The 23,704-nt window shown below is 59.4% G+C and carries 24 protein-coding genes; 9 read left to right on the top strand and 15 right to left on the bottom strand.

What is annotated here, in order from left to right; translation table 11 throughout:
* The first annotated feature begins 300 nt into the window (after positions 1-300).
* Complete coding sequence (locus AACY07_RS13135) at positions 301-936, top strand: hypothetical protein (RefSeq protein ID WP_133075084.1); 636 nt, start codon at positions 301-303, stop codon at positions 934-936.
* A 170-nt stretch (positions 937-1,106) separates the two neighbouring features.
* On the opposite strand, the gene AACY07_RS13130 is transcribed toward AACY07_RS13135, so the two are convergent.
* The 3 genes from AACY07_RS13130 to AACY07_RS13120 form a co-directional block, all read right to left on the bottom strand.
* Complete coding sequence (locus AACY07_RS13130; protein WP_133075083.1) at positions 1,107-1,820, bottom strand: carbonic anhydrase; 714 nt, start codon at positions 1,818-1,820, stop codon at positions 1,107-1,109.
* Positions 1,821-1,910: 90 nt separating this feature from the next.
* On the bottom strand, positions 1,911-2,402 hold the full coding sequence (locus AACY07_RS13125) for a DUF523 domain-containing protein (protein WP_339475128.1): 492 nt from the start codon (positions 2,400-2,402) through the stop codon (positions 1,911-1,913).
* Positions 2,399-3,034, bottom strand: coding sequence for a 2OG-Fe(II) oxygenase (locus tag AACY07_RS13120; RefSeq protein WP_133075081.1), 636 nt, complete (start codon positions 3,032-3,034; stop codon positions 2,399-2,401). Before AACY07_RS13120 ends, AACY07_RS13125 begins: the two co-directional genes overlap by 4 nt.
* A gap of 152 nt (positions 3,035-3,186) precedes the next feature.
* Here AACY07_RS13120 and AACY07_RS13115 point away from each other — a divergent pair, with 152 nt between their 5' ends.
* Positions 3,187-3,939: a DUF2059 domain-containing protein gene (locus AACY07_RS13115; protein ID WP_133075080.1), complete on the top strand. Its 753-nt coding sequence runs from the start codon at positions 3,187-3,189 to the stop codon at positions 3,937-3,939.
* A 29-nt stretch (positions 3,940-3,968) separates the two neighbouring features.
* Here AACY07_RS13115 and AACY07_RS13110 read toward each other — a convergent pair whose 3' ends face one another.
* Complete coding sequence (locus AACY07_RS13110; RefSeq protein ID WP_339475125.1) at positions 3,969-4,910, bottom strand: alpha/beta hydrolase; 942 nt, start codon at positions 4,908-4,910, stop codon at positions 3,969-3,971.
* A gap of 108 nt (positions 4,911-5,018) precedes the next feature.
* On the opposite strand from AACY07_RS13110, the gene AACY07_RS13105 reads away from it, so the two are divergent.
* Both AACY07_RS13105 and AACY07_RS13100 read left to right on the top strand, forming a co-directional pair.
* Positions 5,019-5,603, top strand: coding sequence for a DUF6436 domain-containing protein (locus AACY07_RS13105; RefSeq protein WP_133075078.1), 585 nt, complete (start codon positions 5,019-5,021; stop codon positions 5,601-5,603).
* 40 nt (positions 5,604-5,643) lie between these two features.
* Positions 5,644-8,025 carry a penicillin acylase family protein gene (locus tag AACY07_RS13100; protein WP_339475123.1) on the top strand — a complete coding sequence of 794 codons (2,382 nt, stop codon included), beginning with the start codon at positions 5,644-5,646 and terminating at the stop codon, positions 8,023-8,025.
* 155 nt (positions 8,026-8,180) lie between these two features.
* On the opposite strand, the gene ubiA is transcribed toward AACY07_RS13100, so the two are convergent.
* Positions 8,181-9,071, bottom strand: a complete 891-nt coding sequence (gene ubiA / locus AACY07_RS13095; RefSeq protein WP_133075076.1) for a 4-hydroxybenzoate octaprenyltransferase — start codon at positions 9,069-9,071, stop codon at positions 8,181-8,183.
* On the bottom strand, positions 9,071-9,634 hold the full coding sequence (locus AACY07_RS13090; protein ID WP_339475121.1) for a chorismate--pyruvate lyase family protein: 564 nt from the start codon (positions 9,632-9,634) through the stop codon (positions 9,071-9,073). Before AACY07_RS13090 ends, ubiA begins: the two co-directional genes overlap by 1 nt.
* A 203-nt stretch (positions 9,635-9,837) precedes the next feature.
* On the opposite strand from AACY07_RS13090, the gene AACY07_RS13085 reads away from it, so the two are divergent.
* The 4 genes from AACY07_RS13085 to AACY07_RS13070 all read left to right on the top strand — a co-directional run bounded on the left by AACY07_RS13085 (position 9,838) and on the right by AACY07_RS13070 (position 12,229).
* A complete protein-coding gene (locus tag AACY07_RS13085) occupies positions 9,838-10,005 on the top strand; it encodes a rubredoxin (RefSeq protein ID WP_003437744.1) in 168 nt (55 codons plus the stop codon).
* 39 nt (positions 10,006-10,044) lie between these two features.
* Positions 10,045-11,193 carry an NAD(P)/FAD-dependent oxidoreductase gene (locus tag AACY07_RS13080; protein ID WP_339475119.1) on the top strand — a complete coding sequence of 383 codons (1,149 nt, stop codon included), beginning with the start codon at positions 10,045-10,047 and terminating at the stop codon, positions 11,191-11,193.
* 189 nt (positions 11,194-11,382) lie between these two features.
* Positions 11,383-11,658 (top strand): HU family DNA-binding protein, encoded by a 276-nt coding sequence (locus AACY07_RS13075; protein ID WP_016782719.1) that lies wholly within the window; start codon positions 11,383-11,385, stop codon positions 11,656-11,658.
* Between the two features lie 190 nt (positions 11,659-11,848).
* The gene (locus tag AACY07_RS13070; protein WP_339475117.1) at positions 11,849-12,229 is read left to right on the top strand and encodes a helicase; all 381 of its coding nucleotides are present in this window, start codon (positions 11,849-11,851) and stop codon (positions 12,227-12,229) included.
* Positions 12,230-12,410: 181 nt separating this feature from the next.
* Here AACY07_RS13070 and AACY07_RS13065 read toward each other — a convergent pair whose 3' ends face one another.
* The 6 genes from AACY07_RS13065 to exbB all read right to left on the bottom strand — a co-directional run bounded on the left by AACY07_RS13065 (position 12,411) and on the right by exbB (position 19,205).
* Positions 12,411-13,805, bottom strand: a complete 1,395-nt coding sequence (locus AACY07_RS13065) for an aminoacyl-tRNA deacylase and HDOD domain-containing protein (protein ID WP_133075072.1) — start codon at positions 13,803-13,805, stop codon at positions 12,411-12,413.
* Between the two features lie 79 nt (positions 13,806-13,884).
* Positions 13,885-15,960 carry an ATP-dependent DNA helicase RecG gene (gene recG / locus AACY07_RS13060; RefSeq protein ID WP_339475114.1) on the bottom strand — a complete coding sequence of 692 codons (2,076 nt, stop codon included), beginning with the start codon at positions 15,958-15,960 and terminating at the stop codon, positions 13,885-13,887.
* An 8-nt stretch (positions 15,961-15,968) separates the two neighbouring features.
* Entirely contained in the window at positions 15,969-16,889 is a 921-nt protein-coding gene (locus tag AACY07_RS13055; protein ID WP_133075070.1) for a hydrogen peroxide-inducible genes activator, read from the bottom strand.
* 160 nt (positions 16,890-17,049) lie between these two features.
* Positions 17,050-17,796, bottom strand: coding sequence for an energy transducer TonB (locus AACY07_RS13050; RefSeq protein WP_339475111.1), 747 nt, complete (start codon positions 17,794-17,796; stop codon positions 17,050-17,052).
* On the bottom strand, positions 17,793-18,218 hold the full coding sequence (gene exbD, locus AACY07_RS13045) for a TonB system transport protein ExbD (RefSeq protein ID WP_019828186.1): 426 nt from the start codon (positions 18,216-18,218) through the stop codon (positions 17,793-17,795). Before exbD ends, AACY07_RS13050 begins: the two co-directional genes overlap by 4 nt.
* Positions 18,219-18,224: 6 nt before the next feature.
* Positions 18,225-19,205 carry a tonB-system energizer ExbB gene (gene exbB / locus AACY07_RS13040; protein WP_339475108.1) on the bottom strand — a complete coding sequence of 327 codons (981 nt, stop codon included), beginning with the start codon at positions 19,203-19,205 and terminating at the stop codon, positions 18,225-18,227.
* A 189-nt stretch (positions 19,206-19,394) separates the two neighbouring features.
* On the opposite strand from exbB, the gene AACY07_RS13035 reads away from it, so the two are divergent.
* Positions 19,395-20,252, top strand: a complete 858-nt coding sequence (locus tag AACY07_RS13035; RefSeq protein ID WP_339475106.1) for an SDR family oxidoreductase — start codon at positions 19,395-19,397, stop codon at positions 20,250-20,252.
* A 116-nt stretch (positions 20,253-20,368) separates the two neighbouring features.
* Here AACY07_RS13035 and AACY07_RS13030 read toward each other — a convergent pair whose 3' ends face one another.
* The 3 genes from AACY07_RS13030 to spoT form a co-directional block, all read right to left on the bottom strand.
* Complete coding sequence (locus tag AACY07_RS13030) at positions 20,369-21,118, bottom strand: hypothetical protein (protein ID WP_339475103.1); 750 nt, start codon at positions 21,116-21,118, stop codon at positions 20,369-20,371.
* Positions 21,119-21,185: 67 nt separating this feature from the next.
* Entirely contained in the window at positions 21,186-21,566 is a 381-nt protein-coding gene (locus tag AACY07_RS13025; RefSeq protein ID WP_016782709.1) for a RidA family protein, read from the bottom strand.
* Between the two features lie 24 nt (positions 21,567-21,590).
* The gene (gene spoT, locus AACY07_RS13020; protein WP_133075066.1) at positions 21,591-23,696 is read right to left on the bottom strand and encodes a bifunctional GTP diphosphokinase/guanosine-3',5'-bis pyrophosphate 3'-pyrophosphohydrolase; all 2,106 of its coding nucleotides are present in this window, start codon (positions 23,694-23,696) and stop codon (positions 21,591-21,593) included.
* Positions 23,697-23,704 lie beyond the last annotated feature (8 nt).

Raw genomic sequence — 23,704 nt, 5'->3', positions numbered from 1 at the left:
TGTTACGGGCAGCGCTACAAGGGGGCGGTTTCAAAACCTGCGAACTCTTACCGCCGAGCCTCGTCTGCTCAAGCAGTCGGGCGTCATCAAAAAACGGTTACAAAAACGAGTATAGACACCGAGCCCAACCCCGCAATGGAAGGGGCAAAAACAATGAAATAACCCCCCATCGACAAATGGCACTCACTGCCCGGTCATAAAATGAATAACAATACTCCCCCTGAAAAAAAGCCTCTCCTTGACTTGAGGAGGGCTACTTTTAAAGTACTTCCCTGCCTAGCACCCCCCCCTGGAGTTCCAATGAACACCGCAGCCATCCGCGTGCAGATCTCGCGTGCCCAAGAACATGAGGCCGAAACGGGCCTGCTCGCCAAGCATCTGGCCGCTCAATTGCCACACCTTCACACCGCCATTCAACTGCCTGAAGTCGACCGCAATCTGGTGATGACACGTTTCGTCAGCGCCTACATCGACCAGGTGCCCGACTTGCTCGATGCGGCCAATGAGGTTGCTCGCGAGGCCGGTATCGAATCGCAAATCAAGCCGATACTGAAAATCGCCGAACAGTTTTTTGCCCAGCCACTGCCACTGCTCGCGGGTCACGAAGGCCTTGAGGGTTTGCTGGATGAGGCTTACCTGGCGCACCGTCTGGTCGAAGAGGTCAACGACCTCTACATCAAGCACTTCCAGCAGCCACTGATCCCGCTGGACATGACGGTGGCCAACCTGATTGCCCACCAATTGATTGGCGAAGACTTTGCCAACCAGCTGGACGCCGCCGTGCATCACGCTGTTGACCTGATGCTCAACGACGAGAGCTTCGCTCTGGAATCGGTCGAGGCCTACCGCGAGCGCCTGACCAGCCCCGAGACCGGCGCGGCCTGGAAGCGCTGGCCTTGCCTGTCCAAGCAATTGGGTGTCGGCTTGGCGTTGTAACCACAAGCTTGTAGCCGCTGAGGAGCGTAGCGAGGCTGCGTTCGGCGGCGCAGCCGCCGCAGATCCTGAGTGCAAGTTCTGCCTGACACACTGTGCAATTCGTCTTTACGACGGCTACGCCGCCGATCGCAGCCTTCGTGCCTCGTCAGCGGCTACAAGTGTCGCGCCGTTTAAAAACGTGCTTTAGGCGTCGCGCTCGGGATCGCAGTGGTGCCATCCAGCGGCAGGAAGGCGCCCTTGTCGGCGTCGTAGGCCTTGATCTGACTGGTTTCGATATCGTAAACCCAGCCATGAATAAACAGATGCCCGTTGGCCATGCGTGACGCCACCGACGGATGCGTGCGCAAGTGCTGCAACTGGGCAATCACGTTCTCTTCGGTCAGTACGTGCATGCTTTCGGCTTCGTTGGCGCAATTGCAATTGTCCTGAACCATGGTCTTGGCCACTTCAACGTGGTGCAACCAGGCTTTTACCGTCGGCATTTTTTTCAGGCTGGCGGGGTTGAGCACTGCACGCATCGCGCCACAATCGGAATGCCCGCAAATGATGATGTGCTGCACGCCCAGTGCCAGCACCGCGTACTCGATGGCCGTCGAAACACCGCCGTTCATCTGACCGTATGGCGGTACGACGTTGCCAACGTTACGGGTCACGAACAAATCACCCGGCGCGCTCTGGGTAATCAGCTCCGGCACGATTCGCGAATCGGCGCAGGCGATAAACATCGCACGCGGGCTTTGTGCCGTGGCGAGTTTTTTGAAAAAGGCTTCTTGTTCAGGGAAGATTTCGTGATGAAAGTGCAGAAAGCCATCAACGATATGGTGCAGTGCTGTATCAGCACTTTCAGCCGCGGCCGAGGGCTGTGGTTTAGGCTTGTCAGTCATCGGTATATCCCTGGGCAAAGTGGAGACGAATGTTACCTGAACTCAAATCCTGCTGAAAATACACAACCCGTAGCAACTTTCAGCAACGGACTACAAATCCAGGGCTGCCAGCGCTTTTGCCGCGTCTTCCAGCTCCAGTTCACTGAACACCTGAACCCCGGCACCAATCAATAACGCCGCGGTCACGCCCTGACCGTCGACCTTCACGCCGCCAAAACTGCCGTCATACGTCTGCACATTGCCGCAAGACGGGCTGTTGGCCTTGAGGATAGCGATGCGGATGCCGTGCTGCGTCACCAGTGCCAGCGCCTGCCGGGCCCCGGATAAAAAGGCTGCGGTCACATCCTCGCCTTCGACCGTCATCACCGGCGCTCTGCCCGCAAGCACTTCAACCCCTTGGCCGCCGGGGATTTCTGCCGGCGCACGGGGTGTCGGCAAACCACCCGCCACTTCCGGGCACAAGGCAATGACCCGACCTTCAGCCTGCCACCGGGCCAATTGCGCATACGGGCCGCTGGCCCCGCCGTCGTAGCGCACGGGATGGCCCAGCAGGCAGCGGCTGATCAACAGTTTGTGGCTCATAGAACTATCTCGGTGGCACGACGACGAAACCAACCGGTCAACGACAAACGGTCACGGGTCGCTGGCATCACTTCGTGGGGGATCTCACCCGAGAGGAACACCACCAGACAACCACCGGTCGGCAACACGTCATAGTCGACATTTCCTTCGAGGTACATGCGCAAATGCCCACCGTGCTCGGGCAGCCAGCTCTGATTGAGGTACACCACGGCCGACACCATGCGCCTGTCATCGTCGCGAAAGCGGTCCAGGTGCTTGAGGTAGAACGCACCGGGCGGGTACAGCGCAAAGTGACTTTCAAAGTCCTCCAGGCCCAAAAAAAGCCTGCGATTCATGGCGATTCGCAGGCTTTCCATTAGCTCCAGATAACTGTCACAGGCCAAAGCCTCTCCCGGCTCCAACCATTGGATATGGTCACCCCGTATACCCTCGCGAACCTCCTGGGTCAGGCCGCGTCCAACCGCTGCGGGAGTGAGTTCACCTTCAGCAGAACGTTTATGGCACTCGGCCGCCAGCTCGAGGGTCAAAGCCTCGGGCAGGAAAATAGTTTGCTGTGACCATCCCTGCGCGTACAGGTCGTCGACGATGCGTAGAAACAGCGGGTGATCAGAGGGTATTGGCATGGCGCGCATAGTATCGAGCCGCCTCAAAATCTGACAGCTCCGTCTGGCTGGCAACGTCGAAAAATTTCACCTGTGCATTTAAAGCCCATTAGAGCGAGACGAATTCTCGACAAGTCCTACGCCACACCCGGACAATAGCGCCCTGCAGACAGGAGCCCCTCATGCGCCGCTTGTTTTTACTGTTAATGATGTTTTGTACGTTACCCGCATGGGCAGATAACCTTGATGATCTGTTTACGGTCGCCGGCTGGCCGCAGCAACGCGCGCATTTCAATGATGCCCTGAGCGCCGCTCAACAGCGCTACAGCAACAACTTGCCGCCTGCGGTCTATCAGGCACTGGTCAACAACAGCAACCAGCGTTTTGCGCCTGATGCAATGGACCAACGGGCCAGGGACCAGATGCGTAAACACCTGCCAGATCCTGATCCTGCCCTGGCCTTTTTTCAGTCGCCGCTGGGTCGCAAGATCGTGGCCGCCGAACTGCTGGCCACCCGCCGCGATCAACTGGCCAAGCACGCACAAGGCTTGCCGCGCATGGAAGCCAGCGCCACCCGTCAGTTGCTGATCAATCATTTATCCCGCGCACTGCCTGCCCGTGAAGCCGGAGCTGAAGTCAGCCTGGCCATTGCTGGCGTTGCCGCCGACAGCTTGAGCTCGATGATCCCGGGGCTGCTGGGTGGCGGGCAGGCCCAAAGCATGTTGAATGGCCAGCGCCAGCGGTTGATGGACCAGATCGCCGGTGAGCTGGATAACACGTTGCTCTACGTGTATCGCGACCTGTCTGACCCGGAGCTGGAAGAATTCGTCACCTTTGCTGAGTCACCTGAAGGCAAGACCTATTACCAGGCCGCTCTGGCCGCGATCCGCGCCGGGTTGGCAGTCGGGCAAAGTACCTCAAACCTGAGTCAGTAGGCTTAAGCCCTACAGGCTCACTATCAAGTTCAAAAGAACTTATCCAGAAACGCAAAATACCTCGCGCGGATTTCTGCCGTTTCATTCGCCAGATGGTGGCGCGCTTCAGGTAATAGCAGTATCTGCGGCTGCTTGAACCTGGCGTTCAATACCTCAAGGTTATGTTGCCAGTCCACCGTCTTGTCGGCTTCGCCCTGAATCACCAACGGCTGGCGGGCACTCGGTGATGCGCCTTCAATACGCGGAATCCAGCGCGCCAGTGCCCCCACCCACGCCGTTGGCAAACGTACCGGCTGCAGCGGATCGGCTTGCAGAAATGCCAGGAAATTCGGGTCGTTGGAGTTCTCGCTAAAGCGTCGGGCAATCCCTTTGACGAAAGGGCGCAGCAAGTAATAACTGAACTTTGACCAGCCCCAGCCTTTGGGGCGAACCAGTGGCGAGAGCAAAATGGCCTGCCCTTGAGCCGGGCTGTGCTCCCCGTGGTGCAGCAAGTGATCGAGGACAATCGCCCCGCCCGTGCTTTGCCCGCACAGGTGCCAAGGCTGGGGTAATTGCAACGATTGCGCCTCGATAAACAACCCTTGCAGGACTGCCTGGTACTGCGTGAAATCATCGATGCTGGCCCGTTCTCCACTCGACAGCCCATGCCCCGGCAGGTCACAGGCAATCACGACAAACCCTCGGTTCAATCCCCACTCGATCACATGCCGATACAGCCCCATGTGGTCATAAAAACCGTGAATCACAAACAGGGTCGCCACAGGCGGGGTGTCGGGCCACCACACCTGACTGACCAGTTCGAAGCCGCCTGCGCTAAAGCGGCCCAACTGGCGTTTGACCACAGCCGGACGCAGAGGAAAATCCAGCCCATAAAAGTGCTGATACGCCAGGCCCTCTCTCGATAACGGTTGAGCCGCGGCCAACGGCTGCAAGCTGGCGCGCAAGGAATCGGGGGCAAACGGGGCAGGCATAAGGGCTTCCAGACAGGGCGCACAAGCGCAAAACAGGCTTTATAGACCATCGATATTCATCTGTCAGGTCAGGCATGGCAAGCTACGCGACCTTCAAGGAGCTTTTGCATGCCGGTGCCCACGCTGAAAACCCTGTTGGCCTGCCTGCTGACGCTGATCTGCGCAGTGGGGTTGTGGCTCGCTTACGACTGGTTCCAGGGCCGCTACATTCGCGCCTTCAGCGATCAAACCGCGCTATTTGCAGGCGACGTACTGAGCCTGCCCGGCGAACTGTCCGGCCCGGGTGCGATTCGCGTGGTGCATTTCTGGGACCCGGCCTGCCCGTGTAACGTTGGCAACCAGCAGCATCTCGGTGAACTGCTGGCCCATTACGTCCCGCAAGGTGTCGAGTTCTACTCAGTGAAAAAGCCCGGCACTCAAGGCCAGTTGCCCTCCACCCTGGGCGCCATCAAGCCCTTGGCCAGCCTGCCCGGCGCCGAACGCCTGGGCGCCAGCCCGGCCGTGGCCATCTGGGACCGCAGCGGCCAACTGGCCTACTTCGGTCCCTACAGCGAAGGTGCCACCTGCAACGCCAGCAACAGCTTTATCGAACCCATCCTGCAAGCCCTGAGCGAAGGCCGTCCGGTCAAGGCCACCCACACCATGGCCGTGGGCTGCTATTGCCCGTGGCAGGCTGATAACGCCGCACGTTGATAGCGTCCTGGTGCACTTGAGCAGAACAAGGAGTAGTTCCATGAAACGCAGCCTGACCCTTATCGCTCTTGTCGTCGCGTCCATCGCAGGCGGCGGGTTCTGGTACGTGCAAAGCAAACTGCCGACACGCCAGGGCCAGGTCGGGCTTGCTGCACTGCAGGGGCCGGTCACGGTGCGTTATGACGAGCGCGGGGTGCCGCATATTCGGGCTGGCAACCAGGCTGACCTGTATCGCGCCCTGGGCTATGTGCAGGCCCAGGACCGGCTGTTTCAGATGGAAATCATGCGTCGCCTGGCACGGGGTGAGCTGGCCGAGGTGCTGGGGCCCAAGCTGGTCGATACCGACAAACTGTTTCGCAGCCTGCGCATCCGCGAGCGGGCTGCCAGTTACCTGACGGAGCTGGATCCTCAATCCCCGGCTTTCCTGGCCTTGCAGGCGTATCTGGACGGGATCAATCAGTTCCAGGCCAACAATCCCAAACCCGTGGAGTTCGACCTGCTGGGCATCACGCCACGGCCCTTTACCGCCGAAGACACCATCAGCGTTGCCGGTTACATGGCCTACAGTTTTGCCGCCGCCTTTCGTACTGAACCGCTACTGACGTATGTGCGCGATGAACTGGGCAGCGACTACCTGAAAATCTTCGACCTCGACTGGCAACCCCAGGGCGTATTGGCCCCGGCACTGGCGGCCAACGACTGGAAAACCCTGGGAGCGCTGGCCCGACTGAGCGATCAGGCCCTGAGCCAGGCCGGCTTGCCACAGTTCGAGGGCAGCAATGCATGGGTGGTGGCGGGCAAACGCACCCAAAGTGGCAAACCGCTGCTGGCAGGCGACCCGCACATCCGCTTTTCGGCACCCTCGGTGTGGTACGAGGCCCAGCTTTCGGCACCGGATTTTGAGCTGTATGGCTACCATCAGGCCCTGGTTCCGTTCGCCTTTTTGGGCAACAACCGGGATTTCGGCTGGAGCCTGACCATGTTCCAGAACGACGATCTGGACCTGATCGCCGAGAAGACCAACCCCGACAATCCCAATCAGGTCTGGTACCACGGTCAGTGGGTCGACATGACCCGCACCGAGCAGCAGATTGCCGTCAAGGGCGAGGCACCGGTCACGCTTACACTGCGCCAATCACCCCACGGGCCGATCATCAATGACGTGCTGGGCGCAACGGCGGGCAACACGCCGATCGCGATGTGGTGGGGTTTTCTGGAAACGAAAAATCCGATCCTGGAAGGCTTCTATCAGCTCAACCGTGCCGACAGCCTGAGCAAGGCGCGCACGGCCGCAACCTTTATTCAGGCGCCGGGGCTCAATCTGCTATGGGCCAACGCCAAGGGCGATATCGGTTGGTGGGCAGCGGCGCAATTACCCAAGCGCCCGGCCGGGGTCAACCCGACGTTCATTCTGGACGGCAGCACCAACCAGGCCGACAAGGACGGTTTCTACCCGTTCAGCGCCAACCCCCAGGAAGAAAACCCGGCACGAGGCTATATCGTGTCAGCCAACTTCCAGCCGTTATCCCCTGCTGGCATCGAGATTCCCGGTTACTACAACCTGGCGGACCGTGGCCAGCAGCTAAATCGCCAGCTCAGCGATAACAGCGTGAAGTGGAACCTCAAAAACAGTCAGGCCCTGCAACTGGGAACCGCCACAGACTACGGCCAGCGAGTGCTCAAACCCCTGTTGCCCGTACTGCGCGAAGTCGTCACGGTTCCAGCCGAGCGCAAACTGGTAGAACAACTGGCGCAATGGACAGGTGATTACCCGCTCGATTCGATTGCCGCCACTGTGTTCAACCAGTTCTTGTACAGCCTCACTGAAGCCACCATGCGTGACAAATTGGGCGACGCCTTTTTTGACACCCTGCTGACGACGCGAGTGGTTGATGCTGCCTTGCCACGCCTGGCCGCAAGCCCGGACTCGCCGTGGTGGGACAACCGCACGACAGCGCAAAAAGAGAGCCGCGCTGACACGGTCAAAGTGGCCTGGCAGGCCAGCATTGCCCACTTGAAGGCCGTCCTGGGCGACGACCCCGGACAATGGCGCTGGGGCCGGGCCCACACCCTGACCCACGAGCACCCGCTGGGGCGACAAAAGCCTCTGGACTGGCTGTTCAACGTCGGTCCCTTCGCCGCTCCCGGCAGCCACGAAGTGCCGAACAACCTCAGCGCCAAACTCGGCAACGCACCGTGGCCGGTGACCTACGGCCCATCAACGCGGCGCTTGATCGACTTTGCCGACCCGGCCCACGGGCTGACCATCAACCCGGTGGGTCAAAGCGGCGTGCCCTTCGACAAACACTACCGTGATCAGGCCGAGTCCTACATCGAAGGCGACTACGACAAGCCTCATATGGACGAAGCCGAAATCCAGCTCAACACCCGCAGCACCTTGCGGCTGATGCCGGTGCGGTGAGTTGGGTGGCAAATGTTGTGTAGCCGCTGAAGAACGCAGCGAGGCTGCGTTCGGCGGCGTAGCCGTCGTAAAACCGGACACTGCACCGTTTCAGGAATACCCGGATAGAGGGTTTACGGTCGCTGCGCTCCTCAGCGGCTACACATCACTTTTGGCTAGCGCAGTGCATAATCCAGCACGATCCCCACAAAAATCGACAAGCCTGCCCAGTGGTTGTGCAGGAAAGCTTTAAAGCAGCGCTGCGGATCACGGTCGCGGGTGTACCAGAACTCCCACACAAAACACGCCGCCGCGCCCAACAGCCCAAGGTGGAACCAGCCGCCCAGTTCAAAGTGCGAACCTGCCAGCAGCAGACAGCCCAGGGCCAGACCCTGCAGGCTCAGGATAATCACGCGATCAGCATCGCCAAACAGGATCGCCGTGGATTTGACACCGATTTTCAGGTCGTCTTCGCGGTCGGTCATGGCGTAGTAAGTGTCGTAGCCCACCGTCCACAGCAGGTTGGCGATGTACAGCAACCATGCCGCAGCAGGCAAACTGCCGGTTTCGGCGGTGAAGGCCATCGGGATGCCCCACGAAAACGCAGCACCCAGTACCACTTGCGGGTAGTAGGTATAGCGCTTCATGAACGGGTAGGTCGCGGCCAGTGCCAGCGCGCCGAATGACAACCAGATGGTCGGTGCATTGGTGCACAGCACCAGCAGGAAGCTGAGCCCCATCAGCAGGGCAAAAAACACCAACGCCTCTTTGCTGCTGATTTTTCCGCTGGCCATCGGCCGTTGTTCCGTCCGTTTTACGTGACCATCCACCTTGCGATCGGCGAAGTCGTTGATCACGCAGCCCCCCGCTCGCGTCAGGATCACGCCGAATACAAAGATCAGCAGATTGCTTAGCGAGGGCACACCTTTGGCGGCAACCCACAGTGCCCACAGGGTCGGCCACAGCAGCAGGTAGATGCCGATGGGCTTGTCCATGCGGGTCAGCTGGATGAAGTCCCAGGCGCGAGGGTTCAACCGGTTGAGTGATTTGAGCAGGCGCATGTACATCAGTTGTTCTCCGACCGGGCACTGAGGGCGGTCCACAGTTTGGGTAAAAACACTTCGGCCACCAGCACGCTCAGTGCCCCGCGAACAAAGCGCGAGCGGCGGGCCCACAGGTGATCGACCTGGTCGACCCGTGGCAACCAGTGGCGCGGGTAGTGACACACCTGCAGCGCCCCACGCTCAAAGGCCTGATCGCTAAACAGCAACTCGCCCAATGAGCGGGTGCCCAGCTCGTCCATATTCAGGCCGCCAGCTTGCAGCGAGCTTTTGGCCGCCACGCTGCGAGCAAACACCCACGGCTGGCCGTGCCCGCGCAAATACACTTCACGCACCCAGCCCTGAATGCCCTGGGGCAGTTCAAGTGCAGCACATTCGTCCGGGCGCAACACCTGCCAGCCCTCAAAAAGCGGAAGCACGCTGAAGGAATCGTCTGAAATCGCAGTGAGACGCCGGGTCAGAGAACCCTCATCAAACAGCCAGTCGAACGTTTGTGCGTCAGGCAGGGCAGGAAGTTGGCCTTGCTCAAGCCAGACGGGGGAGACAAGCGCAGAAGTTATGTGCGGCACAGTGGGTCATAATTGGCAGCCATTGAGGTCGGCGAGCTTATCACGCCGGTCCTTGATTGAGCGGCCTTGGGCCTTTTGGCAGTATTGGTGCTTGCATCTGCCTGTGGTCATCAGTACAAAACGCCCTGAATTTGACGAGCAACTCGGCGGGTGTTGATAAGTCTGTGGTCTCGTCCAAGCCTGAACCTTTAGGAAGTACCCCGATGAAAAAGTGGCAATGCATTGTATGTGGACTGATTTATAACGAAGCCGACGGCTGGCCGGACGATGGCATCGCCCCGGGCACCCTGTGGCAAGACGTACCTGAAGACTGGCTGTGCCCGGACTGCGGCGTCGGCAAAATGGATTTCGAGATGATTGAAATCAACTGATCGACCCTTTTAAAACCTGATTCACCTTTGGAGATTGGAATGAACGCACCTGTCGTGATCGTTGGCACCGGGCTGGCTGGCTATAACCTGGCCCGCGAGTTTCGCAAGCTGGACAGCGAAACCCCGCTGCTGCTGATCACGGCCGATGACGGGCGCTCCTACTCCAAGCCCATGCTGTCCACCGGCTTTGGCAAGAACAAGGAAGCCGATGGCCTGAGCATGGCAACGCCCCAGGCGATGGCCGAACAACTCAAGGCCCAGGTGCGCACCCACACTCGCATCAGCGGTATCGACCCGGGCCACAAGCAATTGTGGATCGGCGAAGAAGCCGTGCCCTATCGCGACCTGATCCTGGCGTGGGGCGCACAAACGGTGCAGGTGCCGGTAGAGGGCGATGCCCAGGACGCCATTTTCCCGATCAATGATCTTGAAGATTACGCGCGCTTTCGGGTCGCAGCGGCAGGCAAGCGCCGGGTACTGATCCTGGGGGCTGGCTTGATCGGCTGTGAGTTTGCCAATGACCTGATCGCAGGGGGCTATGAGGTCGATCTGGTCGCGCCATGCGAGCAAGTGATGCCAACCCTGCTGCATCCCGCAGCCGCGGCTGCGGTCCAGTCAGGCCTTGAGAGCCTGGGGGCACGCTTTCATCTGGGGCCGGTGTTGACTCGACTGCAACGCACCGATGCCGGGCTCGACGCGCATTTGTCGGATGGCAGCGTAGTCCAGTGTGATGTCGTTGTGTCAGCCATCGGTTTGCGCCCACGCATCGATATGGCGGCCGCAGCCGGGATCAAGGTCAATCGCGGGGTCGAAGTCGATCGCCAGCTTCAAACATCCCACCCCAACATCTACGCACTGGGTGACTGTGCCGAGGTCGATGGCTTGAATCTGTTGTACGTGATGCCGCTCATGAGTTGCGCCCGTGCACTGGCGCAAACGCTGGCAGGCAACCCGACGACGGTCAGTTATGGCGCTATGCCCATTACCGTTAAGACCCCGGTTTGCCCGCTGGTGGTATCACCTGTGCCGCGCGGCCGAGACGGCGTGTGGACCGTGGAAGGTCAGGGCGCCGATATCAAGGCGCTGTGCCGCGATGCCGATGGCAAATTGCTCGGCTATGCCCTGACCGGCGAAGCCGTTCGCGAAAAACTCGCACTGAACAAAGAGCTGCCTGCACTTTTGGCGTAAACACGGCGCACTCTGTCGGATATAGCACTGCCTTGACTCAACAAAGCCTGTGCAGAGGCTGGCGCCGGCCTTGACCGCATGCCATTCTCACACCGGTCTGCCGCAGTTTAGAGCCTGCGGCGCCTTGGGCGCTGCTCCATAGAGAGCAGCACGGACATAACAACAAAAAACCGTCAATGAGGCTTCATCATGCGTAAACCAGATCTCGCCGCCGCTATTGCTGAAAAGGCCGACCTCACCAAAGAACAAGCCAACCGCGTACTCAATGCAGTGCTAGAAGAAATCACCCAGGCCCTGCATCGCAAAGACAGCGTCACGCTGGTCGGCTTTGGTACCTTTATTCAGCGTCATCGCGGTGCCCGTACCGGACAAAACCCGCAAACCGGTCAGCCGGTCACCATCAAGGCCAGCAACACGGTAGCGTTCAAGCCGGGCAAGTTCCTCAAGGACAGCGTTAATCCTTAAGCCCTTGGCGACATGAAGAATGGGCAAGCTGGCGATCCTGGCGGCCCATTCTTGACTGAAACCGGGTCGATTATGCGGCCATAAGTGGCAAAACCTACCCCATCTACGCCCATCCATGCAGACATGTGGCGTTCTTCGCTCAAATCGTTACACTGCGCCGGCCATTTTTTATTCCCCCGAGGCCGCGTACATGAAATTTCGTTTTCTGCTCTGGATGCTTGGCTTTCTAATGGGCAAAGCCAGCCGTAAGAATCCTGCTTTCCAGCAACAGCTTGCTGACAAGGATCTGGTGTTCCAGCTGCAAACCCTCGATGGCAAAGTGGCCCGTCATTTCAAGGTCAAAAACCAGCGCATCACCAGCCACGGCGGCCTGTACCCCGAGCCTGCGTTTGCCATCGCCTTTAAGGATGCCGCCTACGGCTTCGCCACGCTGCAAGCGAAGAACAAGCAACTGGCGTTCATGACCGGGATTCAGGACAAGTCGATTCAGATCAAGGGCAACCCGGCGCTGGTGATCTGGTTCCAGGGCCTGACCAAATACCTCAAGCCGCGTAAGAAGACGAAGGCGTAGGTCTCGGATATTTGTAGCCGCTGACGAGCTCCGCGAGGCTGCGATCGATTGCGCAGCGATCGCAAAACCTGAGTACGCGATTTTCCTGACAAATAGTGGAGGTTGGCTTTACGACTGCTTCGCAGCCGATCGCAGCCTCGCTTCGCTCCTCAGCGGCTACTGAAATGGTGCAGACCGGGCTTCAGGCCTGACCGAACTGCGCTGCCATTTCACGCAGCAACACTTCAGCCTCCAGTACTTTGCTGACGACCGCTTCGGCCTTGTCCCGCGATACCCCCAAACGCTCAAACAACGCATCTGGCAGCGGCGCACACGCACCATGCCCAATTCCGCGGTTTTGCAGTAACCCCAGCGCTACGCACACCAGATTCGGATAGTGGGCATCGGTACCGATGTAGGCCGGATCATGTTGAAAGCGCACCGCAATCGCCAGCTCCTCAGGCATGCCCCAAAACCGCATCAACCAGGCCCCCATTTGCTCACGGCTGATGCCCAGCAAATGCTGTTCAATCAGGCTATGGCTGACATGCGGGTTAACCTCGAGATGACGGCAGATCAGCGAAAAATGCGGCGGAAACACATAGGCCAAGAGCAAGTAACCAAAGTTGTGCAACAGCCCGCCCAGGTAAGTCATGCCGACTTCAGGACGCAGTTCCCGAGGCATGGCGCGGGTCAGCCCTTCAATCACCGCTGCGGTATAGATCGATTGTTGCCAGTAGGGTGTGCTCGATTGCGGATTGTCCTTGGGCAGGCTCAGACTTTTGCCCAACGACAGGCTGAGCGCCAGGTTGATCACCAGATCGACCCCCAGCACTCGCACAATGGCGTCTTCGACCGAGCGAATCTTGCTTTGTGATGCGTAGTACGACGACGACGCCCAGCTCATGACTTGTGCCGCGAGTGCCGGGTCGGTTTCAACAACACTGGTGATCTCATCGATGGTGACATCGGGATCGGAACGCAGCCGCATCATTCTGCGCACGCTCTCAGCCAACGGCGGCAATTCGATGGTCGCTTCGAGCCGCTGCTGAATCCGGCGCGCCGTGAATGCCTGAACGGCTCGGGTGATGGCCTCGCCATCGTCCCCTGTGTAATCAAGTTTGATCGCACTCAGGGGCTCGCCAAAGCGACCGACGCTGGCATTTTTGAGCAGGTATTTGAAATCTTCCCGAGTGATTTCCAGCAACCGCCCCGGTTCACCAGCGCTAATCAGCAGTGTGGGTTGTTGCAGCAATTGCTCTTCGTACAGGCAGGGCGAGTTGATCAGCGCTGGCAGCCCTGGCAACAGGCTCAGGCCATGTTTGTCGAGCATGGCCTGGAGGCGATCGGGGGCAACGGCGGTCATGCGGCGCCCGATCAAGTCAGCCAGACGGTTCAGATCCAGCAAATGGCTCTGCGTGAACAGCACCATGAGGATGCCGACCGCGTCATCGAGCAGTACAGCCTGGACCTTGCGCGCGGGATCGAGCGCCGGGTGGTCAGGGACTTCGCGATAAGCGATAGCCAAGTCACCGAGCAAGCGCCCGATAACAGACGGCGTACTCGCAACGGCAGGGGCGCTGGCAACTTCAGTCATGGTCTGCTTCCGTTCTGTACAACTCAAATTTGATAAGCCGTTACTAGATCGGCAGCCGGACCATTTACTGAATAGTGTTTTAAACCTGTCCGTATTGCTGGCCGTGACGCAGCCACCGATCCAGCAAGGGGCTGACATGCCCAGGCCAGCGCTCAATCAATGCCTGGGCGGCCTCCCGCACGGCGGGCAGCAGGTCGGCATCGCGCATCAGGTCGGCAACCTTGAATTGCAGAAGGCCAGTCTGGCGGGTGCCCAGCATTTCTCCAGGGCCGCGCAGTTCCAGGTCTTTTTCGGCGATCACAAAGCCGTCGTTGGTCTCGCGCATGATGCCCAGACGCTGGCGTCCAATTTGCGACAGCGGCGGGTGATACAGCAGCACGCAATGGCTCGCGGCGCTGCCACGGCCTACACGCCCACGCAGTTGGTGAAGTTGTGACAGGCCCAGCCGCTCAGGGTTTTCGATAATCATCAAGCTGGCATTGGGCACGTCGACGCCCACTTCAATGACCGTGGTCGCCACCAGCAACTGCAGCTCACCGGCCTTGAACTGGGCCATGACAGCCGCTTTTTCAGCCGCTTTCATGCGCCCGTGGATCAGACCCACGCGCAACTCTCCCAAGGCACTGGAAAGGTCTTCAAAGGTGGTTTCGGCGGCCTGACAGGTCATCTCTTCGGATTCTTCGATCAAGGTGCAGACCCAGTAGGCCTGTCGCCCCTGCGCGCAGGCGGCACGCACTCGCTCAATCACTTCGATGCGGCGCGTGTCGACCACCAGCACGGTGTTGACCGGGGTTCGACCAGGGGGCAGTTCGTCGAGAATAGAGGTGTCGAGGTCGGCGTAAGCGCTCATGGCCAGAGTGCGCGGAATAGGGGTAGCGGTCATGATCAACTGGTGCGGACACATCACACCGCCCACCCCCTTGTTGCGCAGGGCCAGACGTTGCTGCACGCCAAAGCGGTGCTGTTCGTCGATGATGACCAGCGCCAGATTGTGGAACTGCACATGCTCCTGAAACAACGCATGGGTACCCACGACCATGGGCACGCCACTGGCGATTTGCTCCATCGCCGTCACGCGAGCCTTGCCTTTGAGCTTGCCGGCCAGCCACGCGACCTCCAGCCCAAGAGGCTCCAGCCAGCGTTTGAAGTTGATGAAGTGCTGCTCGGCAAGGATTTCAGTCGGTGCCATCAATGCCACCTGATATCCCGCCTCAAGCGCCTGCAATGCCGCCATCGCCGCAACCACCGTCTTGCCGGAGCCTACGTCGCCCTGAATCAGGCGCAGCATGGGTTCGGGCTGACTGAGGTCATAGGCAATTTCGTTGCCGACCCGAGCCTGGGCTCCCGTCGGCGGGAAGCCCAGATTGGCAAGAAACTGCACCGGCAGTTTTGTGGCCTTGGGCAGTGCGGGCGCCTGCTGGGAGCGCAGGCTCTCGCGCAAACGCTGCTGGGACAGTTGATGAGTCAACAGCTCTTCAAAGGCCAGACGGTGCTGCGCCCAGTGATGGCCCAAGGCAAGTTCTTCAACATCGGCATCGGCGGGCGGCTGATGCAGATAACGAATGGCCTGGTCCAGTGGGGCAAGCTGATAGTCCTTGGCCAGTTCCGGCGGCAACCAGTCGGGCAGGCTGCTCGGGCCAAGCATGGCCAGGCTTTGCTGGCTTAACTGGCGCAGGCGCTGCTGGGTCAGGCCTTCGGTGGTGGGATAAATCGGCGTCAGGGTGGTATCGACGGGCGGCGGTTCGTCACCGGTAATGGCGCGGTATTCGGGGTGGTAGATTTCCAGCCCCGAGGCTCCTGGCCGGGCCTCGCCATAGCAGCGCACTTCAGTGCCGCGCTTGAGGCTTTCCTTTTGCGCATTGCTGAAGTGATAGAAGCGCAGGCTCAGGCCGCCAGTGCCATCGTTGATGCGCACCAGCAAGCTGCGGCGCTTGCCCATGACCACATCGGCACCGATAACCCGTCCTTCAACCACCGCGTCCTGACCGGGGCGCAAGGCGCCAATCGGCACCACGCGGGTCCGGTCCTGATAGCGCAGCGGCAAATGGAACAGCACGTCCTGGACGTTTTCCAGTCCGACCTTGGCCAGTTTCTCGGCCATGGCCTCGCCCACGCCCTTGAGCGCAGTGACCGACACTTTCGACAACTCGGTCATCGGCGTAATTACTTCTCAGCAGGCGGCTTGGCCACCGAGCACAGGCGGATCGAGTCGGCGAGGATTTCAATTGCCTTGGGCCGCGGGAAGCTGGCGCGCCAGGCAATGGCGACGGTTCGGAACGGCACCGGCGGGGTCAAAGGGCGCACGGCCAGGATACCGGGTGCGTAGTGGTGACTGTCGACGGCCGACAACGGAAGAATCGAGATACCCAGACCGGACGCGACCATGTGGCGGATGGTTTCCAGCGAGCTGGACTCAACCGTCGTGTGCATGGCGCCATCATTGCCTTTGGCCACGGTCGGGCACGCTTCCAGGACCTGATCGCGGAAACAGTGACCTTCGCCCAGCAACAGCAGGCTCTTGTCGTTCAGCAGGCTGGCGTCGATGGTCTCTTTTTTGGTCCACGGGTGCTCACTGGGCATCAGCACGTAAAACGGCTCGTCGTACAGCGGCAAGGTCAGCACGTCGGCTTCCTGGAACGGCAGCGCGATGATAATCGCGTCCAGCTCACCGTTACGCAGCTTGTCGCGCAGGACGTGGGTGAAGTTTTCTTCGATATACAACGGCATCTGCGGGGCAACCCGGTGCAGTTGTGGAATCAGGTGCGGGAACAGGTACGGGCCCACGGTGTAGATCGCGCCGACCTTGAGCGGGGCCGTCAGCTGATTTTTGCCCGCCTGTGCCAACTCGCGAATACCTTGCGCCTGCTCCAGCACTTTTTGTGCCTGGGCCACGATACTTTCACCCACCGGGGTTACGCGTACCGCACTTTTGCTGCGCTCGAAAATCAGCACACCGAGTTCGTCTTCCAGTTTTTTCACACCCACCGACAGGGTCGGCTGGCTGACGTGGCAACGTTCGGCAGCGTGGCCGAAATGTTGCTCTTGGGCGAGGGTAACGATGTAGCGTAATTCTGTAAGCGTCATAGCGTGCGTCCCTGTGGTTGCGGGCCAAGCATAGCGGCTGCAATCGATAGACGCACGTTATCAGACATTGCCCCAAGAGCTACAGTCGCTAATCAAAGGCAGGGCTGATTTATCTTGCTCGCAGATGCACAAAGGGCACCCTGAGGTGCCCTTTGCGGTGTTATCGCCGACGTTTATCGATGGAATAAACGAAGGGCGCCACGATCTCGATGCTGCCATTGGTCAGCATCTCGGGCGGCGGCTTGGGCAATGGCTGTGCCCGGCGAATCATTTCCAGGGTCGCCCTGTCCAGATCAGCATTGCCGGAACGCCCTACCAACTCGTAGGACAGTACCTTGCCTTCAGCATCCACCACGAAGCGCAGACGGTTCAGGCCTTCCTTGCCACGGGATTGCGCAGCAGGCGGGTACTTCTTGTACTTGCCCAAGTGACTGAGCAAGGTGCCTTCCCAACTGGCTTTGGCCGCCAGTTGTTGCGCAGACGGCCCCGGGGCCGGTGCAGCGGATTTCTCGCTGGTGTTCTTGGTCGGCGTCGCGTCGCTGGGTTTCTCTTCTGAAGGCTTCTCTTTGACCGGGTCCGGTTTTTCCACAGGCTTGGGCGGCTGAGGCTTTTGCTTGGGCTTGACCGGCTTGGGTACAGAAATCTTCGGCTTGGGCGCTTCGGCCAGCTTGGGTATCGGCAACTCTTCCACTGGCGCCGGCGGTTGTGGCGGTGTCACCACTTTTGGCGGCGCAGGAGGAGGCGGTGCCGGCATTGGTGCCAGATCAACCATCATCGCTTGCGGCGGAAGTTCGATCGCGCGCGGGCTGGACCATTGCAGGGCAAGAATCACTGCCACTGCATGGACACCCAATACCACGGCCAGGCTGGTTGCGTAACGCGTCATCTTTTGGCGCGCTATGGTCATTTCTTGGCTGCCGTCTCAAGTCCGACCAGACCCACCTTCAAGTAACCGGCTGCGCGCAAAGCATCCATCACGCTCATCAAGTCACCGTAGTCCACGCCCTTGTCGGCCTGGAAGAAGATCGTCGTGTCTTTGTTGTTGTGGGTCCTGGCATCCAGGGTCGGGCCCAACGCTTCAACCGTGACCGGTTCTTCGCCCAGATACAGCCGCTGGTCAGCCTTGACGCTGAGGAACACGGGTTTCTCGGGGCGAGGCGCCGGTTTGGCGGTCGAAGCGGGCAGGTCAACCTTGATATCCACAGTGGCCAGCGGTGCTGCCACCATGAAGATGATCAGCAGTACCAGCATCACGTCGATAAAAGGGGTGACGTTAATTTCATGGTTCTCGGCGAGATCGTCATCGCCTTCTTTTAAATGCAGGCCCATGGCCGATTACCCCACTTTCACCATGTGCGGTTGCGAGCTACGCTCAGGCGGCAGGTGATCGAGGTCACGGCTAACCAACAGCAACACTTCAGCAGACGCATCAGCCACCTGGGCTTTGTAGCCGGTGATGGAGCGGGCGAAAACGTTGTAAATCACTACGGCAGGGATCGCGGCAACCAGACCCAGTGCCGTGGCCAGCAGGGCTTCGGCAATACCCGGCGCAACAACGGCCAGGTTGGTGGTCTGGGTTTTGGCGATACCGATGAAGCTGTTCATGATGCCCCATACCGTACCGAACAGACCTACGAACGGTGCAGTGGAACCAATGGTGGCGAGTACGCCCGTGCCGCTGCTCATGTTACGACCGCACGCGGCTACCAAACGCTCAAGACGGAAGCTCACACGCTCCTTGATGCCTTCTTTTTCGCGGCTATTGGCCGACAGGCGCATTTCTTCAAGGGCGTCCTGGACCAGCAGGTGGGCCAGCGTGCCTTCCTTGGCCGCAGTGTCGCTGGCTTCTTTAAGGGTGCGGGCTTTTTTCAGGTTGGCGATTTCAACGCGCAGACGACGCTTGGCGCCCAGCACTTCAAAGCCTTTGGCAATCCAGATGGTCCAGGTGATGATCGAAGCGATAGCCAGACCGATCATCACGATTTTGACGACGATGTCCGCGTTCTTGTACATGCCCCAAGGCGACAGGTCATGGGCCATGCCCAGGCTGTTTTCTTCTTCGGCAACAATTTGCGGCGCGTCATCGGCCGGGGCAACAGCGCCCTCAACCAGTGTAGGATCAGTCGCACCCGGTGTAGCAACAGGTGCTGGAGCAGCGGCTTCAGTAGCAGCCTGAACGGCAGGGGCAGCAGGCTCGTCGGCAAAGGCCGCGACAGGTGCCAACATCAAGCTGAACATCAGCGCCGCAACCCCACGCCAGACGCGTGTTGGGCTCAAAGGCTGGGTTGGCGAAGCGGTGGGATGATTGCGTGTCATGCTAGCCGGACCTGAGGAAAGTAATGAGGTAATGCCCTACAACGCGGTGTAAGACCAAGGGCAAAATGATGCGTTATTATTGCAAGTAATTCTTGTTAACAAAAGCAATAGCATCTGTTTTTTTCGAAAGTCACGACTTAGGTCGTGTCAAATCACGTCGTTTTGTAACTTTTCATTAGGAATTTTGCGATGCCAAAAGCTTCTGTATTGATCGCCGGATGCGGTGATATCGGCAGCCGCCTGGCCACTCAGTTGCTCGGTGATGACTGGCAGGTGTATGGCCTGCGACGCTCCATCGACCGTTTACCTACGGGTGTCATCGGGGTGGCGGGCGACTTGTTCAGCGAGCAATGCCCGGCGCAATGGCCAACCGGCCAGATCGACTATCTGGTGTACAGCGCGGCTGCGACCGATCATGACGAGGCGGGTTATCAGGCGGCCTATGTCGACGGATTGAAAAACACCCTGGGCTGGCTTGAACAGAACGGCCAGCGGCCAAAGCGCCTGTTGTTTGTGTCCAGCAGCAGCGTTTTTGCCCAAAAGGATGGGGAGTGGGTGGACGAAACGTCCCCAGCCCAGGCGACAGCCTACTCGGGGCGGATCATGCTCGAGGCTGAGCAGGTGGCAATCAGCAGCGGTATCGCGGCCAGCGTCGTGCGCCTGACCGGGATCTACGGGCCTGGCCGTGAATGGATGCTGGGGCAGGTGCGCAAAGGTTATCGCGTGCCCACCGACCCGCCGATGTATGGCAACCGTATCCATGCCGATGACGCAGGCGGGCTTCTGGCCTTTTTGCTTGAGGCAGACCGCCAGGGTAAAGCCCTGGATGACTGCTACATCGGTGTCGATAACGCGCCGGTGCCACTGGCCGAGGTAGTGAGCTGGCTGCGCGAGCGCCTGGGCGTGACTGAATGGGCTGCCGAGACAAGCGCCCGCCGGGCAGGCAGCAAGCGTTGCAGCAACGCACGCGCCAAGGCGCTGGGCTGGGAGCCGCGCTACTCAAGCTTTCGCGAGGGGTATGCCGAGATTCTGGGGGATAAGGGCTGAGTCTTGATGTTGGCTGGGTTCTTTGTGGGAGCGGGCTTGCTCGCGATGCAGTCGGCGCGGTCTGCCAGACAAATGGCGGCGATATCATCGCGAGCAAGCCCGCTCCCACACAGCATTTAATTGGGCAACAGTTTCTCTAACAACCACTCGCGCTTGCCCGGGTAAAACTGGGGCATGTCATCCGGAGCAGAAGCATCCAGCGCCTGGAAGATTTCCAGTTTGCGGCCATCGCGGACAAAAATGTGCGCCGCACCCAACTCACCCTGCTGCAACCAGAGGCTGTCGTACTCGCCGCTCATCGAGGCGCAATCGCCCGCCAGGCACAACACGTAACGCTGGATATTGGGCAGGCCCTTGACCTGACCGTCCGCTGAAAACGTCACAGGGTTGCCCTGGCCCGCACCACTGACGACACGCCACTGCCCGCCCATATAAGCGGAGTTGAGCGCCGCCTCAAAACTCGTACCCAGTGGCGCGTCGCTTGCAACGTTGACCTGCGAACGCACAAAAGGCTGGCGCGGCTCTGCATCCGTCTCGGCCTGGATCAGCGTTTCACCTTCCAGGCTCAAGCCGGTGGATTCACTGCCATACAAGCTGACTTGCCACATGCCATCATCGGCAGGCAGCAGTTTGCCTTCCACTGACTCAAAGCCGTTGGTGTAGTGAGCGGTGGCGTTTTTGACGTCGATGTCCCATTCCAGGTTCGGCCCATAGGCCAGCAGGGCTTCGCGCAAGTTGCCACCATTGGCAGCTGCGTCGATCGCGGCCTGATTGATCCAGACACCACTGATGTCGCGGTGGGCGGGTACGCTGGCACAACCACCCAAAACAAAAGTGAGCAGTGACAACACGAGCGCTTTGCGCATGGCGGGGTCCTTTTGAAACAAGGAAGAGCGGGGGGTGGCGCAGCATGAAAACGCTGCGCCGAGGGTGTTACTCGATTACCAGAATAGCGTCCATCTCTACCTGCGAACCCTTTGGCAGGGCGGCAACACCGATAGCGGCGCGGGCCGGGTAAGGCTGTTCGAAGTAAGTGCCCATGATCTCGTTGACCTTGGCGAAGTGGCTCAGGTCAGTCAGGAAGATGTTCAGCTTGACGATGTCCTTGAACGAACCACCAGCGGCTTCAGCTACCGACTTCAGGTTTTCGAATACCTGAATGGTCTGGGCTTCAAAACCTTCAACCAGTTCCATGGTTTTTGGGTCCAGCGGGATTTGACCGGACATGTAGACAGTATTGCCAGCTTTGATCGCCTGAGAGTAAGTACCGATTGCAGCAGGTGCCTTGTCGCTGGTGATAACAGTCTTGGACATGGGTGACTCCTTGTAATTAGATGGCTACGCACGCATACGAGTGATGCGGATAACCCCGGTAAGGGCGCGCAGTTTTTTGATCACGCGAGCCAGGTGCACACGGTCGTGCACGCTGACCACCAGTTGGACCACGCTGATGCGACCATCGCGTTCGTCCATGCTGATCTTTTCGATGTTGCCGTCGGCGGCGTTGACGCTACTGGCCAGCAGCGCAATCAGGCCGCGCTGGTGTTCCAGCTCGACGCGCAATTCGACGTTGAATTCGCCGGTAACGTCCTTGGCCCACGACAGCTGGATGCACTTTTCGGGGTTGTGGCGGATTTCACTGATATTGCGGCAGTTGTCCAGGTGCACAACCATGCCTTTGCCTGCTGACAGATGGCCAACAATCGGATCCCCCGGGATCGGCGTACAGCATTTGGCGTAGCTGAGCACCAAACCTTCTGTACCGCGAATCGCCAGCGGACCTTCAGGGCTCGGCAGCGCCTCGCCTTCGCCCAGCAGACGCCGGGCAACCACGTAGGCCATGCGATTGCCCAGCCCGATGTCTTCGAGCAGGTCTTCGATTTGTTCCAGGCGGTATTCCTGGAGCATCGCCTGAACGCGCTCGGCCGCAATTTTGTCCAGCGAGCTGTTGAAGCCGTTAAGCACCTTGTTCAGCAAGCGCTCGCCCAGATTGACCGACTCGGAGCGGCGTTGCAGCTTGAGGGCATGACGAATGTGCGTACGCGCCTTGCCAGTCACCACAAAATTGAGCCAGGCCGGGTTTGGACGGGCACCGGGAGCACTGACGATTTCGACCGTGGAGCCACTTTGCAGCGGCTCGGACAGCGGCGCGAGACGACGGTTGATCCGGCACGCAATGCAGCTGTTGCCGACATCGGTGTGCACCGCGTAAGCAAAATCGACCGCTGTGGAGCCTTTGGGCAGCTCCATGATCCGGCCTTTGGGCGTGAACACGTAGACCTCGTCCGGGAACAGGTCGATCTTCACGCTTTCGATAAATTCGAGGGAGTTGCCTGCGCGCTGCTGCATTTCCAGCACGCCCTTGACCCACTGCCGCGCCCGGGCGTGAGTGCCCGTGTGCTGCTCGTCGCCACTGGATTTGTACAACCAGTGGGCAGCGATACCGTTGTTGGCCATTTCTTCCATTTCACGGGTACGGATCTGAATTTCGATCGGTACGCCATGCATGCCAAACAGCGTGGTATGCAACGACTGATAGCCGTTGGCCTTGGGAATGGCGATGTAGTCCTTGAAACGCCCCGGCAGGGGTTTGTACAAATTATGTACAGCTCCCAGCACGCGGTAGCAGGTATCGACCTTGTCTACGATGATCCGGAACGCGTAAACATCCATGATCTCGTTGAAGGCCCGGCGCTTGCCGCGCATCTTCTTGTAGATGCCGTAGATGTGTTTTTGACGGCCGCTGACTTCGCCCTGAATGCCATCGATGGCCAGGCAGTGGCTGAGCGACTCTTCAATTTTGTTGACGATTTCCTTGCGATTGCCCCGGGCGCGCTTTACCGCCTGATAAATGCGCGCGGAGCGCATCGGGTACATCGCCTTGAAACCGAGGTCTTCGAATTCGATACGAATGCTGTGCATACCCAGCCGATTGGCAATGGGCGCGTAGATTTCCAGGGTTTCCTTGGCAATCCGTCGGCGTTTTTCGCCGGACAGCACTTCGAGGGTACGCATGTTGTGCAGACGATCGGCCAGCTTAACCAGGATCACGCGGATATCGCGCGCCATGGCCATGGCCATCTTCTGGAAGTTTTCAGCCTGGGCTTCGGCCTTGGTTTCGAAGTTCATCTGAGTCAGCTTGCTGACTCCATCGACCAGATCGGCCACGGTTTCGCCGAACTGCGCTACCAGCGCTTCCTTGGCAATACCGGTGTCTTCAATCACGTCATGCAGCATGGCCGCCATCAGGCTTTGATGGTCCATATGCATGTCGGCAAGGATGTTTGCCACTGCCAGCGGGTGCGTGACATAAGGCTCGCCGCTACGTCGGCGTTGGCCGTCGTGGGCTTGTTCTGCGTAGAAGTACGCCCGGCGGACCAGATTGACCTGGTCCGGGCCGAGGTACGCCGACAAGCGATCGGCGAGGGCGTCTATGCTCGGCATGAGGAAAC

The organism is Pseudomonas sp. RL_5y_Pfl2_69 (assembly GCF_963970465.1).
Classification (GTDB): Bacteria; Pseudomonadota; Gammaproteobacteria; order Pseudomonadales; family Pseudomonadaceae; genus Aquipseudomonas.
Note: the sequence above shows the minus strand (reverse complement) of the source record. Positions and strands in the feature narration are given on the sequence as shown.

Coding starts and splice junctions, on each gene's coding strand:
- AACY07_RS13135 (WP_133075084.1), top strand. CDS start 301: ATGAACACCGCAGCCATCCGCGTGCAGATCTCGCGTGCCCAAGAACAT.
- AACY07_RS13130 (WP_133075083.1), bottom strand. CDS start 1,820: ATGACTGACAAGCCTAAACCACAGCCCTCGGCCGCGGCTGAAAGTGCT.
- AACY07_RS13125 (WP_339475128.1), bottom strand. CDS start 2,402: ATGAGCCACAAACTGTTGATCAGCCGCTGCCTGCTGGGCCATCCCGTG.
- AACY07_RS13120 (WP_133075081.1), bottom strand. CDS start 3,034: ATGCGCGCCATGCCAATACCCTCTGATCACCCGCTGTTTCTACGCATC.
- AACY07_RS13115 (WP_133075080.1), top strand. CDS start 3,187: ATGCGCCGCTTGTTTTTACTGTTAATGATGTTTTGTACGTTACCCGCA.
- AACY07_RS13110 (WP_339475125.1), bottom strand. CDS start 4,910: ATGCCTGCCCCGTTTGCCCCCGATTCCTTGCGCGCCAGCTTGCAGCCG.
- AACY07_RS13105 (WP_133075078.1), top strand. CDS start 5,019: ATGCCGGTGCCCACGCTGAAAACCCTGTTGGCCTGCCTGCTGACGCTG.
- AACY07_RS13100 (WP_339475123.1), top strand. CDS start 5,644: ATGAAACGCAGCCTGACCCTTATCGCTCTTGTCGTCGCGTCCATCGCA.
- ubiA (WP_133075076.1), bottom strand. CDS start 9,071: ATGTACATGCGCCTGCTCAAATCACTCAACCGGTTGAACCCTCGCGCC.
- AACY07_RS13085 (WP_003437744.1), top strand. CDS start 9,838: ATGAAAAAGTGGCAATGCATTGTATGTGGACTGATTTATAACGAAGCC.
- AACY07_RS13080 (WP_339475119.1), top strand. CDS start 10,045: ATGAACGCACCTGTCGTGATCGTTGGCACCGGGCTGGCTGGCTATAAC.
- AACY07_RS13075 (WP_016782719.1), top strand. CDS start 11,383: ATGCGTAAACCAGATCTCGCCGCCGCTATTGCTGAAAAGGCCGACCTC.
- AACY07_RS13070 (WP_339475117.1), top strand. CDS start 11,849: ATGAAATTTCGTTTTCTGCTCTGGATGCTTGGCTTTCTAATGGGCAAA.
- AACY07_RS13065 (WP_133075072.1), bottom strand. CDS start 13,805: ATGACTGAAGTTGCCAGCGCCCCTGCCGTTGCGAGTACGCCGTCTGTT.
- recG (WP_339475114.1), bottom strand. CDS start 15,960: ATGACCGAGTTGTCGAAAGTGTCGGTCACTGCGCTCAAGGGCGTGGGC.
- AACY07_RS13055 (WP_133075070.1), bottom strand. CDS start 16,889: ATGACGCTTACAGAATTACGCTACATCGTTACCCTCGCCCAAGAGCAA.
- AACY07_RS13050 (WP_339475111.1), bottom strand. CDS start 17,796: ATGACCATAGCGCGCCAAAAGATGACGCGTTACGCAACCAGCCTGGCC.
- exbD (WP_019828186.1), bottom strand. CDS start 18,218: ATGGGCCTGCATTTAAAAGAAGGCGATGACGATCTCGCCGAGAACCAT.
- exbB (WP_339475108.1), bottom strand. CDS start 19,205: ATGACACGCAATCATCCCACCGCTTCGCCAACCCAGCCTTTGAGCCCA.
- AACY07_RS13035 (WP_339475106.1), top strand. CDS start 19,395: ATGCCAAAAGCTTCTGTATTGATCGCCGGATGCGGTGATATCGGCAGC.
- AACY07_RS13030 (WP_339475103.1), bottom strand. CDS start 21,118: ATGCGCAAAGCGCTCGTGTTGTCACTGCTCACTTTTGTTTTGGGTGGT.
- AACY07_RS13025 (WP_016782709.1), bottom strand. CDS start 21,566: ATGTCCAAGACTGTTATCACCAGCGACAAGGCACCTGCTGCAATCGGT.
- spoT (WP_133075066.1), bottom strand. CDS start 23,696: ATGCCGAGCATAGACGCCCTCGCCGATCGCTTGTCGGCGTACCTCGGC.